Below are 14,980 nucleotides of genomic sequence, written 5' to 3' on the forward strand. Positions count from 1 at the left end.
ATGGTGACCACCGACGTCCCGAGATCCGCGCGGGTCCGCGAAACCGTCGACCGGAGCTTCGGCTTCCTCGACACCCTCGGCGACCAGATCCTCTTCTTCCTCCGCGCGATCGCCTGGGTGCCCCGCGCGCTCCGCCGCTACCTGCGCGAGATCGTCCGCCTGCTGGCCGAAGTCAGCTTCGGCAGCGGCGCGCTCGCCGTCATCGGCGGCACGATCGGCGTGATGATCGGGATGACCGTCGCCACCGGCACGGTCGTCGGCCTGCAGGGCTACTCCGCGCTCAACCAGGTCGGGACGTCGGCGTTCGCCGGGTTCGTCTCCGCCTACTTCAACACCCGCGAGATCGCGCCGCTGGTGAGCGGGCTCGCGTTGAGCGCGACCGTCGGCTGCGGCTTCACCGCGCAGCTCGGCGCGATGCGGATCTCCGAGGAGATCGACGCGCTCGAGGTCATGGGCATCCCGAGCGTCCCGTACCTGGTGACGACGCGGGTGATCGCCGGCTTCGTCGCGGTCATCCCGCTCTACGCGATCGGGCTGCTGTCGAGCTACCTCGCCTCCCGGCAGATCACCGTGTGGTTCTTCGGCCAGTCCGCGGGCACCTACGACCACTACTTCCTGCTGTTCCTGCCGCCCGGCGACGTGCTGTGGTCGTTCGGGAAGGTCCTGGTGTTCAGCGTGGTCGTGGTGCTGGCCCACTGCTACTACGGCTTCCGCGCGAGCGGCGGCCCGGCGGGCGTCGGCGTGGCGGTCGGCCGTGCGGTGCGCACCGCGATCGTCGCGATCAGCGTGCTCGACTTCTTCCTGTCCCTGGCCATCTGGGGCGCGACGACCACCGTGCAGGTGGCCGGATGAGACGGGAGACCCGCCGCAAGGCCGGGATCCGCACCGCGGGCGTGCTGTTCCTGGTGGTGATGGGCGTGCTCGTGACGCTCTCGATCAAGGTGTACGACAAGGACTTCGTCACCGTCGTCCCGGTGACGCTCAAGGCGGACCGCATCGGCAACCAGCTCTCCCCGGGCGGCCAGGTCAAGGCCCGCGGCGTCCTCGTCGGCGAGATCCGCGAGGTCCGGGCGACGCCGCAGGGCGCCGAGATAGCGCTTGCGCTGGAGCCGGGCAAGGTGGACATGCTGCCGCGCAACGTCTCCGCGTTGCTCGTGCCGAAGACGCTGTTCGGCGAGCGGTACGTCCAGCTGTCCATTCCGGACACCGCCCGGGCTCCGCACCTGAAACCGGGTGACGTCATCGAGCAGGACCGCTCGGCCAACGCGATCGAGCTGGAACGCGTCTTCGACAACCTGCTGCCGCTGCTCAAGGCCGTCCAGCCGCAGAAGCTCGCGACCACGCTGACCGCGGTCTCGACGGCGTTGCAAGGGCGCGGCGAGCAGCTCGGCCGGACCCTCGACACGGCCGCGGGTTACCTGAAGGACTTCACCCCGGACCTGCCGACGCTCACCCGGGACATCCACGACCTGGCCACGGTTTCGAACCTCTACGGCGACATCGCCCCCGACCTGCTCGACGCGCTCAGCTCGTCGGCCGTCACGCTCAACACGGTCAAGGAGAAGCAGGCCGACCTCGCCGGGGTCTACCAGCAGGTGACGTCGTCGTCCCAGGAGGTCACGACGTTCCTGCAGAACAACCGCGACAACCTGATCTCGCTGGCCGCCGACAGCCGCGCGCCGCTGGAGATCGCCGCGAAGTACTCCCCCAGCTTCGCCTGCACCATCGGCTCGCTGAGCGCCTTGAAGGACTCGATGGACAAGGTCCTCGGCACCACCCGGAACGAGCCGGGCCTGCACGCCGAAGTCACGGTGACCGCCGACAGCGGCAAGTACCTGCCCGGCAGGGACGACCCGCGCTACACCGGCGGCGGCGAGCCGCGCTGCTACCCCTCGGGCGTCGCCCCGACCGTCGGCACCGCCGCGGCGGGCCCCGGCACCGCCGGGCACCCGCTGCTGCCCGGCGGCGAGGGCGACCTCGGCGTCGCGAACTCGCCGCAGGAGCAGCAGCTGCTGTCCACGTTGGTCGCGCCGTCGATCGGCGTGCCGGCCGCGCGGGTCCCGGCGTGGAGCAGCGTGCTCGTCGGCCCGCTCTACCGCGGCACGGAGGTGAAGCTCAAGTGAGGAACGTCGCTTCGCCGCTCATCAAGAGCTTGGTCTTCATCGCCGTGACGGCCGTCGCCACGGCTCTGCTGGCCGTCTCCATCACGAACTCCGGCGTCGGCGCGGGCATGACCTACTCGGCCAAGTTCCTCGACGCCACCTCGCTCAACGTCGGCGACGACGTGCGCATCTCCGGCGTGCGCGTCGGCCAGGTCTCCTCGCTCGAGATCAGCGACCACAACCGGGCGCTCGTCGGGTTCTCCCTCGACCGGGGCCGCCGGCTGCCCGCCGACGTCAAGGCGGTCATCAAGTACCGCAACATGGTCGGGCAGCGCTACGTCGCCCTCGAGCGCGGCACGACCGGCACCCGGGACCTGCTGCCCGAGGGCGGCGAGATCCCGCTCGACCGCACGACGCCGGCCCTGGACCTCACCGACCTGTTCAACGGCTTCAAGCCGCTGTTCCAGGCGCTCTCGCCGACCGACGTCAACGAGCTGTCCGGCGAGATCGTCCAGGTGCTGCAGGGCGAAGGCGGCACCGTCGAGAGCCTGCTGGCCCACACCGGTTCCCTGACCACCACGCTCGCCTCGCGCGACAAGGTGATCGGCGAGGTGATCGGGAACCTCAACTCGGTCCTCAAGACCGTCAACGGCAAGGGCGACGCGCTGGCGAACCTGGTGTCCACGCTGCGGCAGCTGGTGTCCGGACTGGCCGGCGACCGCGCCGCGATCGGCGACGCCATCAGCGGGATCGGCGACCTGACGCAGTCCACGGCCGGCCTGTTCGAGCAGGCGCGCCCGCCGCTCAAGGAGAGCATCGCCGGGCTGCAGGAGGTGGCGAGCACGCTGGGCCAGAACCAGTCCGATGTGGACAGCTTCCTGACCGACCTGCCGGTGAAGTTCACCGAGATCGGCCGGGTCTCCTCCTACGGGACGTGGATGAACTTCTTCCTCTGCCGCGCCACGCTCGAAACCACGCCCCAGCGCGGGGTGTACGTCCCGGCGGCGAGGTGCGGCTCGTGAAGTCCTTCAAGGAACGCAACCCGATCACCCTCGGCGTGGTCGGCAGCGTCGCGCTCGCCGCGCTGCTCACCGTCACGTTCAACTACGACAACCTGCCGGTCGTCGGCGGCGGCACCACCTACCGGGCGGAGTTCTCCGAAGCCGCGGGCCTGCAGCCGGACGACGAGGTGCGGATCGCCGGCATCAAGGTCGGCGAGGTCCGCGACGTCACGCTCGACGACGACCACGTCCTGGTGGCCTTCCGGGTCAAGAACGCCTGGATCGGCGACCGCACGACGGCCGACATCAAGATCAAGACGTTGCTGGGCCGCAAGTTCCTCGCGCTGAACCCCACCGGCGACGGCGTGCAGGACCCGAACCGGCCGATCCCCCGCACCCGGACCGTCACGCCCTACGACGTCACCGACGCCTTCAACGGCCTCGCGGACACGGTCGGCGCGATCGACACGAAACAGCTCGCGGACAGCTTCACCACGCTGTCGGACACCTTCCGCAACTCCCCCGAACACGTCCGCAGCGCGCTCGACGGCCTGTCCCAGCTGTCCAAGACCGTCTCCAGCCGCGACGGCGAGATCGCCGAACTCCTGGCCAACGCGCGGAAGCTGACCACGACCCTGGCGAACTCGAACGACGACTTCGAGAAGCTCATCGACGACGGCAACCTGCTGCTCACCGAGCTGAACAACCGCCGCGACGCGATCCACGACCTGCTGACCGGCTCGGCGCGGCTGGCCGACCAGCTGCGCGGGCTCGTCGCCGACAACAACGACCAGCTCAAGAAGGCGCTGACCGCGCTCGACCAGGTCACCGACCTGCTGAGGCGGCAGAACGACAACCTCACCAAGGGCCTGCAGCTGGCCGGGCCGTACTTCCGCGTCATCACCAACACCACCGGAAACGGCCGCTGGATCGACGCCTACCTCTGCGGGCTGCTGCCCGAGAACCACAGCCCGTGCACCGCGCCGGGAGGTACGAAGTGAGCGCGCTGACCACCACCCGCGCCGGGGTCCTGACCAGCCGGTTCATCGCCGCCGCGCTCCTGCTCGCGCTCGCCGTCACGGCCGCGCTGTGGTGGGTGTTCTCCGGCACCGGGCAGCACCACGTCACGGCGTTCTTCACGCGCGCGGTCGGCGTCTACGCCGGCTCCGACGTCCGCGTGCTCGGCGTCCGGATCGGCCAGGTCGACGCCGTCACCCCGCGCGGCGACCAGGTGCAGGTCGACATGACGGTCGACGGCTCGGTCGGGATCGCCGAGGACACCACGGTGCTGGTGATCGCGCCGAGCGTCGTCGCCGACCGCTACGTCCAGTTCGCCAAGCCGGCCCGCGGCGGGCCCCGGCTGCCCGACGGCGCGTCGATCCCGGTGGCCCGCACCGCGACCCCGGTCGAGCTCGACCAGCTCTACGCCAGCCTCGACACGCTGTCGAAGGCCCTCGGCCCGAACGGCGCGAACTCCCAGGGCGCCCTGTCGGACCTGCTCAAGACCGGCGCGCGGAACCTGCGGGGCAACGGGCAGGCGTTCAACGACAGCGTCCGCAACTTCGCGCAGCTCGCCCGGACGCTGGCGGGCAACTCGTCCGACCTGTTCGGCACCGTCGACGAGCTGCAGCGGTTCACGACCATGCTCGCCACCAACGACCAGCAGGTCAGCGGCGTCAACCAGCAGCTGTCGCAGATCTCGGGGACCCTGGCGGCCAACAGCGGCGAGCTGAGCCACGCGCTGAACAGCCTCGGCCAGGCGCTCGGCGACGTCCAGGCGTTCATCCGGGACAACCGCACCGCCCTGAAGTCCAATGTGGACAACCTGGTCGTGACGACGCGGACGCTCGTCGAGCAGCGCCAGTCGCTGGCCGAGACCCTGGACGGGGCGCCGCTGGCGGTGACGAACGTGCTCAACGCGATCGACCCGGACACCGGCGCGCTGCGCGGCCGCGGCAACGTCCTCGAGTACTACCCGCCGACGCCCCTGCCGCTCAGCGGCGACGTCTACACCAACGGGGGTGGGCGGTGAAGCGGATCCTCGCGGCCGTGGGCGTCGGCTGCCTCCTGCTCGCGGGCTGCTCTTCGGGCGAGTTCAAGGGCGTCTACGACCTGCCGCTGCCCGGCGGCGCCGACCTCGGCGACCACCCGTACGCGGTGACCGCGCAGTTCGCCGACGTCCTCGACCTGGTGCCGCAGGCCGCGGTGAAGGTCGGCGACGTCCCGGTCGGGCGGGTGCGGGAGATCCGGCTCGGCGCCGACGGCTGGACCGCCGAAGCCGTGCTGGACGTCAACGGCGACGTCCGGCTGCCCGCCGACGCCGTCGCGCGGCTGCGCCAGTCGAGCCTGCTCGGCGAGAAGTTCGTCGAGCTGGCCGCCCCGGACGGCGAAGCCGCGAACGCCGGCCCGCGGCTCGCGAACGACGCGACGATCCCGGTGTCGCGCACCAACCGCAACCCCGAGTTCGAGGAGATCTTCGGCGCCCTTTCCCTGCTGCTCAACGGCGGCGGGATCGGGCAGCTGCAGACGATCAACCGCGAGTTGTCCAAGGTGATGGACGGCAACGAAGAGCAGATCCGCTCGTTCCTCTCCGGTGTCACCACGCTGATGACGGACCTGGACAGCCACCGCTCGGACATCACCGAGGCGCTCGACGGGCTCAACCGGCTGTCCGCGACGCTCGCGGACCGGCACGAGCAGGTGTCGGGCGCGCTGACCGACCTCACGCCGGGGTTGCAGAGCCTGAGCGAGCAGCGCACCCAGCTCGTCTCGATGCTGCAGTCGCTCGACCGGCTTTCGTCGGTGGCCACGGACGTCGTGAACCGCAGCCGCGACGACATGGTGGCGGACCTGCGCGCGCTCGCGCCCATCCTCGGCCGGCTGGCCGACGCGGAGGACAAGCTGCCGAAGTCGCTGCAGATGCTGCCGACGTTCCCCTTCCCCGACTCGGTGCTGCCGGCGATCAAGGGCGACTACGTCAACGTGTACACGTCGATGATCCCGGCGGCCGGCGTGCCGCTGCCGCCGCCCGGCGAAGGCGTCCCGCCCGGCCTGCCGACGCTCCCGCTCGGTTCGGGAGGCCAGTGATGCTGACGCGCAGGGTGCGGGTCCAGGTGGTCGCGTTCGTCGTGATCGCCCTGGCCACGACGGCGTTCGTCGGAGCCAACTACGCCGGGCTCGGCCGGCTGTTCGGCTCGGGCAGCTACACGGTGAAGCTCGAGCTCGCCGAAGGCGGCGGGCTGTTCACCAACGGCGAGGTGACCTACCGCGGCGTCGCGGTCGGGCGCGTCGGCGAGCTGCGGCTGACCACCACGGGCACCGAGGCCGACCTGCTGATCGACGACGGCGCCCCGCCCATCCCGGCGAACTCCGCGGCGGTGGTGGCGAACCGGTCGGCGGTCGGCGAGCAGTACGTCGACCTGCAGCCGCGCACGGCCGACGCGCCCTACCTCGAGGCGGGCTCGGTCATCCAGCGCGAGTCGACGACGTTGCCGCTGCCGGTGAACAGCCTGCTGACCGACCTGGACTCGTTCACCGCGTCGGTGCCGACGCAGGACCTGCGGACGGTGGTGGACGAACTCGACGACGCCCTGCGCGGCGCCGGCCCCGACCTGCAGACGCTGATGGACTCGGCGACCGCGTTCACCCAGCAGGCGAGCGCGCACCTGCCCCAGACGTCGAAGCTCATCGGTGACGGCGCGACGGTGCTGCGGACCCAGGTCGGCTCGTCGTCGGAGTGGCGTTCGTTCAGCGGCAACGCCCGCGTCTTCGCCCAGCAGCTCGCGCGTTCGGACGGCGACCTGCGGCGGCTGATCGCGACCGCCCCGCCGGCGGCGACCGAGCTTTCGACGCTGCTGAAGGAGAACGACCCGGGCCTGCCGATCCTGCTGGCCAACCTGCTGACGACGGCGCGGGTGTTCGGCACCCGCACGGCGGCGGAGGAGACGCTGCTGGCGAACGTGCCGCGTGCGGTCGCGGGCGTCGGCTCGGCGCTGAACCCCCAGGGCGACGCCCTGCGGATGGAACTGGTGCTCAACTTCGACAACCCCCAGCCGTGCGTGCGGGGCTACGAAAGCACGCCGCACCGGTCGAGCGACGACCTTTCGCCGTTGCCGTTCAACACGGACGCGGCCTGCACCCTGCCGTACGGCAACCCGAGTTCGGTGCGCGGCGCGCAGAACGCACCGCACCCGCCGGTCCCGGCACCGGCGCTGCCGGGCGGCCTGACCGGACTCGACGGGCTGACGACGTCGACGAGCCTCGAGGAGATGCTGTGGCTGCGGTGAAGTACGGCGCTGTAGCGGTCTTCGCGGCCGCCACGGTCTTCGCGGGCTGGTCGGGCTACGCGTGGTACGCGGCTTCACACGACTCGGCGCTGACGTACGGCGTCGCGCGCGACGAGGCGTTGACGAGCGGCCGGACGCTGGTGGCGGAGCTGAACACGCTGGACTACCACGACGTGAACGGCGGGCTGGGGCGCTGGCTGGCGGCCTCGACGGGCCCGTTGCACGACCAGCTGGCCCGCACGGACGACACGACGAAGAAGACGCTGACGGCGAACGCGACGGTGGCGACGGGCCGGGTCCTGGACGCGGCGTTGAGCGAGCTGGACGAGCACGCGGGGACGGCGAAGATGCTGGCGTCGGTGGAGATCACGATGGCCCGCCAAGGGGCAGCACCGGCGGTTAAGCGCAACCGTTTCGCGGCGGCGTTGTCGCGAACGGCCGAGGGGTGGAAGTTGAGTGCGCTCGACCAGCTGCCGGTGGGTGCCCGATGAGCCGCACCCGGGCGATCTCGGAAGAGTCGGTGGCCGAGGTCGCAGCTGCGGCCAGCCCAGCCACGAGTGCTCGCGGCGGCTCAGGACAGGCCGAGTCCGCCGACGGCGAGACCGACCGGGTCACCGCCGCAAGCTCGAGCAGCCCCGCCGAGGCCGACCCGGCCGGCGCCGGGCGGCTCGAGATCGCCGAGACCGAAGTCGGCGAGTCCGGCACTGAGCCCGGGCCAGCCGAGGCAGAAGCCTCTGCCGAGCCAGCCGGGCAAGCTCCCGCCAAAACCCGCCCCGGCTGGCTGCGCCTTCCCGCCCTCCTGCTCGCCGCCGCACTCCTGCTCACCGGCGCCGGCGTCTGGTTCACCCTCGAAGCGCGCTCCGCCTCGAGCAACCCCGCCGCCGGGAACCTGGCCCTCACCGACGTCGGGGCCACCGCCGACGTCACCTCCGCGGTCAGCCTCGCGATGAACCGGATCTTCTCCTATTCCTACGACAAGACCGACGTCACCGAAAAGGCCGCCGCGGCGGTGTTGCGCGGGGATGCCAAGACCTCTTACGACCAGCTCTTCGCGCAAGTCCGGGAAAAAGCGCCCGAGCAGAAACTCGTGCTCACTTCGCGCGTTTCGGCGATTGCCGTCCAAGAACTCCGGAATGGTCACGCGCGGTTACTCGTCTTTCTCGATCAATCGGCCGTCCGGGCTGACAACAATGCGACCGACAGCGCCGCGGCGCAGCTTTCCGTGACCGCGGAACACACGGGTGACGGCTGGGTCGTCACCGAACTCGAACCGCGCTGAACCGTTTCCGGGAACACCCGGGAACGGACGGGCAACGCACAAGGAGGACAACCATGTCCGTGGCAACGCAGCTGAGGAGACTGGCCGTGCTCACGTCGGCGGCGGCACTCACGCTGACCGGGGTCGCGGTGACGCCGGCGTCGGCCGACGTCATCCCGATCCCCGTGTCCTACAAGGTCACCGGCAGCACCACGGTGAAGAAGACCGGCAGCGCCATGAAGCTCGGCCCCGGCTCGCTCAAGGGCAACCTGCTGATCGACGACCAGACCGGGTCGGTCGGGCTCAGCGCCGACCTGGCGCTGCCGCCGTCGCAGGCCGACATCTCGCTGCTGTCCGGCATCTTCCGCATCAAGGCGAAGGTCAAGGTGACCCCGCTCGGGCCGGCCACCGGCACCATCGCCGACGGCAACCTGACCACGCACGCCCAGGCCAGCATGGAGATCTACGACATCTGGGCCGGCCCGATCGTCCCGGTCATCCCGCTGCCGACCGTGCCGGGCAGCTGCAAGACGAAGACCCCGCTCGACCTGACGCTGTCCGCGCAGGACATCGACATCACCGCGCCGGCCATCACCGTGACCGGCACCTACACCATCCCCGAGTTCACCAACTGCTTCATCGCCGACATCGCCCTCGGCGCCCTGGTTTCGGGGCCGGGCAACACCATTTCGCTCGACCTGGCCAGCGACGCTTCCTGACGCCGGGCCGTCGGGTGGCGGGCCGCGAAGCCCGCCACCCGACGGCGTCAGCAGGGCGCGGCCGGGTTTTCCTTCAGCGCGAAGCTGTCGTTGTCCCCGGCCGAAACGGCGAACACCGGCCCGCACCAAGGGAAAGCGGACTCGCCGACGAAGTTCGAGCCCCAGACCACCACCGAGCCGTCCGTCTTGAAGGCCACGTTGTGGTTGAACCCGGCGTCGATGCCCGCGACGTCGGACAGCGCCTCCGGCGGCACCTCGGTCTGGTGGAAGTTGTCACGGCCCCAGGCGTAGACCTGGCCGTTCTTCAGCGCCAGGCTGTGGTTGAACCCGGCGGAAACCGCCGTGACACCCGAAGAAAGCCCGGCCGGCACGGTCGCCTGGCCGTAGGTGTTGCTCCCCCAGGCCAGCACGCCGCCGTTCTTGAGCGCCAGGTTGTGGTCGCCCCCGGCCGAAATCGCGGTGACGCCGGACTGGGCGGCCGCCGGCACGTCGGTCCGCGTCCCCCAGCTCACCACCTGCCCGTTCTGCTTGAGCGCCAGGCTGTGCATGTTGGACGTCGAGATCGCGATGACCCCGCTGGACACCGACGCGGGCAGCGTGGTCTGGCCGTACCAGTTGTTCCCCCAGGCCAGGACCTGGCCGTTCTTGAGGGCCAGCTCGTGGCCCCAGCCCGACGCGATCTGGCTGACCCCGGACGTCGCCGCGGCGGGGATTTCGTTGGCGCCCCAGTTGTTCGCGCCCCACGCGAGGACCGCGCCGCCCTTGAGCGCCAGCGCGGTCGTGCTGCCCGCCGACACGGCGGTGACGCCGTCCAGCGCGGACGCCGGCGGGATCGTCACGTCGTAATCCGGTTTCCCCCAGGCGATCACGCCGCCGACGGTGGCCGCGGACGCCGGCGCGGCGAACGCCGAGGCGGCCAGCACCACCGTCACGGCCACTGCGGCACCTCTGGTCGACACCCGTCCACAACGGGAAGTACCCGGCACGGTAGCCTCATTTCTCCGGTTTCGTTATCCGGGATTGCTCCGGCAAGATCACAAATGGTAGACCGGCACACTCGGCACTTCGCCACGGCGGCCGTTCTTTGTCAAAATCCGCCAAATCCGCGCGCGAGCCTACGCTGTCGTGGACAAGAAACCGATACCGCCGAACGACGTATCCCCCGCGCAGTCACGAAGTCTTGTCCCTTACTGAACTGGCGAGTAGCCTCAATTCCGGCAGATGGACCTCCACCTCGCCTGCCGATGAATCGCGACCCGCCGCCCGGGGCAATGGGGACGGTGAACGCGATGGGGGCTCACGGCGGCGGGAAATCGATCAGCCAAAGCCGAGACTGAACTGAATCAAAGGAGATGACAGGCATGTCCCGACTCAGCAGGCTGTCCGCCGGTATCGCCACCACCGCGACCGCGATCGGCGCCATCGCGGTGCTGACCGCGGGCACCGCGGCCGCCGCCACCGTCACCTACACCGCCGGGGGCACGGCGGGGCTCACCTACAACTGCACCTTCCCCGGTATCTCGCCGCAGCCGGTCGCGATCACCGCGCACCTGGACGCACCCGACACGGTCGCGGCGGGCAGCACCGTCACCCCCGCCAACGTCGGCGGCACCGCCACGATCAGCGCGACGGTCCACTCGCTGCTGACCGCGGTCGGCTACGACGGCATCCGCGGCAACGCGACGGTGCCGGTGACGGCGTCGGCGGGCACGCTGTCGCAGCCGTCGGCCTCCGGGCTGGACATCCCGGAGGTGATCTACCCGACCGGCGGGCCGATCACGGTGGTCATCTCGCAGGTCGCGACGTCCAGCATCCCGAACTGGACCGCCCCGGCCACCGCGGGCAGCGCCACCCTGTCGCTGACGAGCGGGCTGTCGGCGAACCTGGAGTTCCACAAGAAGTCCACCGGCGCCTGGTCGCCCTGGACGATGAACTGCACCCTGAAGGTGACCAGCCCGGCGCAGAACACGGCGTTCAGCCCGAGCATCACCGTCTCCTGACCGGGTTCCCGGTGCGGGCCCGTCCCCTGGCCCGCACCGGGACTCCCGTCCTTTCCGCACGCACCCAGGGAACCTGATGCCACGTCGAGCCCGGCCCCGCACCCTCGCCGTTTCCGCGCTGGCGGCCGTCGGCCTGCTCTCCGCGGTGAACGGCGCGCTGACCGGGGTCGGTTCGGCCGCCCCCGCGCCCGCGGTCCCGCCGGACACCAAGGCGACGGCGGCGGTTTCGGTGACCTGCCCGTTCACCGACCCGCTCGGCGCCCGTGCGCTCACCACCGAAACGTCGGTCACCCTGCCCGCCCAGGCGAAGACGGGGGCCTCGCTGAACCTCGGCGCACTGGCCACGAAGGTCACGCTCCCGCGCGACGTCGCGCTGTCGTACTTCCCGGCCGGCGCCACCACCGGTTCCCTGGCGGGCGAGCTGCGGTTCGACCTCGACGTGCACCAGGACGACCGCGCGGACAAGGTCCCGGTCGCCCTCACCGTGCCGGCCACCGCGCTGCCGGAGACCGGGGACCTCACCCTGACGGCCACCGGCACCGTGCCCGACATCGCGCTGAACACCGTCGGCGCCGTCACCTTCGACGTCACCGCGCCTTCCCTCGTGCTCGCCGCCGTCCCGGCGCCCGCCGATCCGGCCGCGAAGCCGGTCGCGTGCGCGGTGGACCCCGGGCAGCAGACCACGCTGGGCAAGGTGCTGGTGCTGCCGAAGGCGACCCCGGCTCAGAAGGCGAAGCAGCAGCAGGCCGCGGCCGCCGACGAGCCCGGCCCGGGCGATCCCCCGACCGACGACGAGTTCGCGGTCCCGCTGAGCCTCGTCACGATCTTGACGACGTCGACGGTCAAGAAGCTCGGCGCGACCGTCAAGGCCGACCCGGCGTTCCTGTTCAACGGGCTGTTCATCCTCAACCTGGTCACCAACGACTCCCGGGTCACCGGGTCGACCACGTTCGCCCCGTCGACCGCGACGTTCCTGGGCTTCGGTTTCGTGCCGGTGACGGCGACCGTCGAGTTCCTGCCCGTCGACTACCGGAACAGCAAGGTCATCGAGATCGCCGGCAAGATCACGACGGATCCGGACACCGGGGCCACGTTCCTGAACACGACGCTCCAGGTGATGGCCCGGCTCAGCAACGCGAAGGTCAACGGCGTCCCGCTGGACCTGGGGCCGGACTGCGTGACGGAGGACGCGGTGAAGCTCACGCTGAACGGCCCGTACGAGGCGTTCGGCGTCGGCCACATCCGGACGGACAAGGACACCGGTTTCGAGCTCCCGAAGTTCACCGGCTGCCGCGCCGGCGGCCAGGAGCTGAGCCCGCTGCTGTCCGGAATGAGCTCCGGACCGGGCAACCAGGCGTTCGTCGACACCTACAACCTGATCGTCTGCACCGAGCCGGACCACACCCAGTGCCCGCCGGGGTCCGACGGACCCCCGCCGGAGGCGGCGGCGAAGAAGACGGTCAAGCACTCGAACTGAGCGGAAGCTCCCTCGCCCCGACCGTTGCCGGCGGCCTGACTGTCCACTGTAGAGGATCACATGCGCTCCCGCCTGACCGCGGCGCTCGCCATCGCGATCGCCGTCACCGGAGTGGCCGGGCCCGCCCGCGCGAGCACGCTGTTCCAGTCCGGCTCGGCCGGCTACACGTGCGTGTTCCCGGGCCAGTCCGTGCAGCCGGTGACCGTGACGGAGGAGTTCACCGGCCCGGACACGGCCGCGCCCGGCGTGGTGTTCACCCTCACGAACCTCTCGGGGACCGTCACGCTGTCCGACGGCGCGCTCGCCGCCCTGACGGCCGCCGGTTACGACGGCACCGCCGCCGGGGCGAGCGCCATGATCGTCACGCCCGCGAACGCCACCGCCACCGGGACCGGCACCCTCGGCCTGGTCCAGCCGGCGACGTGGGGCACCGGGCCGGCGACGATCACGTTCCGCGGCGGGCGGCAGCCGTTCACCGCGGGACCGTCCGGGGAGATCACGTTCCGCCGCACGAAGGCGCTCGCCCTGCAGCTGTCCCTGCACCGGCTCCCGGGCAGCACCGCCCCGACCGGCGTGGACCTCACCTGCACCCAGCCGGACGGCCAGGTCACGCCCTTCGGTCCGGCGCTTCCGATCGGGTAAGCCGCCCGGCCGAGCGAAACACCCCGGCTACGCCGAACTGGCGCGCCTGATTCTGCCCGGCGTTCGACCGCGGATCGGGCCCTAGTTGGACGTCCACTGTGGACGCGTGGCGCCCGACCGCGGCGAGGGCAGGATCTCGCTCACCGGAAACCGCAGCGGCAGCGGCGCCGCCCCCGCGCGCAGCGCCAGTTCCATCTCGAACCGGGCCGCCGGGTCGCGCAGGCTCTCGCCGAACGTCGCCTGCAGCTGGCGCATGCGGTAGCGGACCGTCTGGGGGTGCACGCCCAGGCGTTCCGCGATCTCCACCACGTTGCCCTGGCTGTCGAGCCAGGCCCGCAGCGTCTCCAGCAGCCGCTCCTGCTGCTTGCCCGTCATGTCCGCCAGCGGCGCGAACAGCCGGTGGCGCAGCGTGCCGACCAGGCCCGTGTCGGAGTTGACCAGCAGCGTCGCCAGGTGCTCCTCCGCGCGCAGCACCGGGCGCGGCACCAGCACCCCGCGCTCGGCCAGGTGAAGAGCGTTGCGGGCCCACCGCAGGGAATCCGCCACCGACGCGAGCGGGACGCACGGGCCGATCGAGAGCCGGCAGTCCGGCAGGGCCACCTGCAGCGTCGCCAGCCGGGCGCCGCTGAGCTCGCCCGGGACCACCAGCTTCGGGTCGGGGGTGTCGAGCTCGGCGAGGACGTCCGCGTCCAGGCCGGCGTGGCGGCGGGCCGGGGCGACGCCGTCGGCCGGGCTGACCGCCACCGGCGTCGCGTCGGTCGGCACCGGCCAGCCGATCAGCTGGGCCAGCTCGGCGATCGCCTTGGGCGACGCGGGTGGCGCCTCGAGGATCAGGTGCAGCAGCTTGCGGCGCCACGTGTCGAGCGCGCCCGCCGTGCGTGCCTTCGCCTCCAGGTAGCCGTCGAGCGCGACGGACGCGAGTTCGTCCATGAACGCCAGCATCGCGTCGGCCAGCTGGGACATCACCGCCGACGAGAGCCCGCTTCTCCGGCCGACGCGCATGATCCGCCGCCACGACACGCGCGCACCGACGCGGTAGGCCGACTGCAGCGTGTCGAGGCTGCGGCCTTCGCGCATTTCGTTCTGCCCCAGGCGGTGGTGCACCTCGTGGGACTGCTCCTTGGACACCGTCGGGTCGGCGATCTGCGCGACGAACAACGTGATCGCGTACTCGACGCCGGCCCGGATGGACTTGCCGTAGGGGCCGTCGAGCGGGCGCGCGTAGGCCGGGATGGTCGCGCGGATCTCGTCGACGATCTCGGCGGCGAGGCTGGCCAGCTCGGGACGCAGGATGTCGGCGAGCTTGCGGGGTAGTGCGGCCGGGGGCGCAGCGTGATCGAATCCGCGCTCCACCGACATCGCAGCTCCTTCGCTCCGCCCCGGGACTCCCGGCACGCACGGCCGGGCACCCCGCCTGGTGCGGGGTGACACCGGACACATCGAAAAAATAGTCCCGAATGTGTCACCCCTTCGAAGAGAAACCGATTTCTTGTCA

15 protein-coding genes are annotated in these 14,980 nt (G+C 71.1%); 13 read left to right on the forward strand and 2 right to left on the reverse strand.

The genetic code is table 11. The features are described 5' to 3' along the window. The 10 genes from ACWEN0_RS19350 to ACWEN0_RS19395 are packed head-to-tail and all read left to right on the forward strand — an operon-like array spanning window position 1 to window position 9,366. On the forward strand, window positions 1-852 hold the full coding sequence (locus ACWEN0_RS19350) for an MlaE family ABC transporter permease (RefSeq protein ID WP_451974956.1): 852 nt from the start codon (window positions 1-3) through the stop codon (window positions 850-852). Next, window positions 849-2,123, forward strand: a complete 1,275-nt coding sequence (locus ACWEN0_RS19355) for an MCE family protein (RefSeq protein ID WP_451974958.1) — start codon at window positions 849-851, stop codon at window positions 2,121-2,123. Before ACWEN0_RS19350 ends, ACWEN0_RS19355 begins: the two co-directional genes overlap by 4 nt. Next, window positions 2,120-3,124: an MCE family protein gene (locus ACWEN0_RS19360; RefSeq protein ID WP_451974960.1), complete on the forward strand. Its 1,005-nt coding sequence runs from the start codon at window positions 2,120-2,122 to the stop codon at window positions 3,122-3,124. Before ACWEN0_RS19355 ends, ACWEN0_RS19360 begins: the two co-directional genes overlap by 4 nt. Further along, entirely contained in the window at window positions 3,121-4,104 is a 984-nt protein-coding gene (locus ACWEN0_RS19365; protein ID WP_451974962.1) for an MCE family protein, read from the forward strand. The genes ACWEN0_RS19360 and ACWEN0_RS19365 overlap by 4 nt, the downstream gene beginning before the upstream one ends. Next, entirely contained in the window at window positions 4,101-5,135 is a 1,035-nt protein-coding gene (locus tag ACWEN0_RS19370; protein ID WP_451974964.1) for an MCE family protein, read from the forward strand. Before ACWEN0_RS19365 ends, ACWEN0_RS19370 begins: the two co-directional genes overlap by 4 nt. After that, entirely contained in the window at window positions 5,132-6,190 is a 1,059-nt protein-coding gene (locus tag ACWEN0_RS19375) for an MCE family protein (RefSeq protein ID WP_451974966.1), read from the forward strand. The genes ACWEN0_RS19370 and ACWEN0_RS19375 overlap by 4 nt, the downstream gene beginning before the upstream one ends. Further along, window positions 6,190-7,389 (forward strand): MCE family protein, encoded by a 1,200-nt coding sequence (locus ACWEN0_RS19380; protein WP_451974968.1) that lies wholly within the window; start codon window positions 6,190-6,192, stop codon window positions 7,387-7,389. The genes ACWEN0_RS19375 and ACWEN0_RS19380 overlap by 1 nt, the downstream gene beginning before the upstream one ends. Beyond that, window positions 7,377-7,880 carry a hypothetical protein gene (locus tag ACWEN0_RS19385; protein WP_451974970.1) on the forward strand — a complete coding sequence of 168 codons (504 nt, stop codon included), beginning with the start codon at window positions 7,377-7,379 and terminating at the stop codon, window positions 7,878-7,880. The genes ACWEN0_RS19380 and ACWEN0_RS19385 overlap by 13 nt, the downstream gene beginning before the upstream one ends. After that, the gene (locus ACWEN0_RS19390) at window positions 7,877-8,668 is read left to right on the forward strand and encodes a hypothetical protein (RefSeq protein WP_451974972.1); all 792 of its coding nucleotides are present in this window, start codon (window positions 7,877-7,879) and stop codon (window positions 8,666-8,668) included. The genes ACWEN0_RS19385 and ACWEN0_RS19390 overlap by 4 nt, the downstream gene beginning before the upstream one ends. A 53-nt stretch (window positions 8,669-8,721) precedes the next feature. Beyond that, entirely contained in the window at window positions 8,722-9,366 is a 645-nt protein-coding gene (locus tag ACWEN0_RS19395; RefSeq protein ID WP_451974974.1) for a hypothetical protein, read from the forward strand. Window positions 9,367-9,413: 47 nt separating this feature from the next. On the opposite strand, the gene ACWEN0_RS19400 is transcribed toward ACWEN0_RS19395, so the two are convergent. Further along, complete coding sequence (locus ACWEN0_RS19400) at window positions 9,414-10,304, reverse strand: RCC1 domain-containing protein (protein WP_451974976.1); 891 nt, start codon at window positions 10,302-10,304, stop codon at window positions 9,414-9,416. 423 nt (window positions 10,305-10,727) lie between these two features. Between ACWEN0_RS19400 and ACWEN0_RS19405 the strand changes: the two genes are divergently transcribed. The 3 genes from ACWEN0_RS19405 to ACWEN0_RS19415 all read left to right on the forward strand — a co-directional run bounded on the left by ACWEN0_RS19405 (window position 10,728) and on the right by ACWEN0_RS19415 (window position 13,485). After that, window positions 10,728-11,366: a DUF6801 domain-containing protein gene (locus ACWEN0_RS19405; protein ID WP_451974978.1), complete on the forward strand. Its 639-nt coding sequence runs from the start codon at window positions 10,728-10,730 to the stop codon at window positions 11,364-11,366. 76 nt (window positions 11,367-11,442) lie between these two features. Next, entirely contained in the window at window positions 11,443-12,843 is a 1,401-nt protein-coding gene (locus ACWEN0_RS19410) for a DUF6801 domain-containing protein (RefSeq protein ID WP_451974980.1), read from the forward strand. A gap of 60 nt (window positions 12,844-12,903) precedes the next feature. Next, on the forward strand, window positions 12,904-13,485 hold the full coding sequence (locus tag ACWEN0_RS19415; protein ID WP_451974982.1) for a DUF6801 domain-containing protein: 582 nt from the start codon (window positions 12,904-12,906) through the stop codon (window positions 13,483-13,485). Between the two features lie 81 nt (window positions 13,486-13,566). Here the strand turns inward: ACWEN0_RS19415 and ACWEN0_RS19420 are convergent, their stop codons facing one another. After that, complete coding sequence (locus ACWEN0_RS19420) at window positions 13,567-14,844, reverse strand: PucR family transcriptional regulator (RefSeq protein WP_451974984.1); 1,278 nt, start codon at window positions 14,842-14,844, stop codon at window positions 13,567-13,569. Window positions 14,845-14,980 lie beyond the last annotated feature (136 nt).

Source organism: Amycolatopsis sp. NPDC004378, from assembly GCF_053602455.1.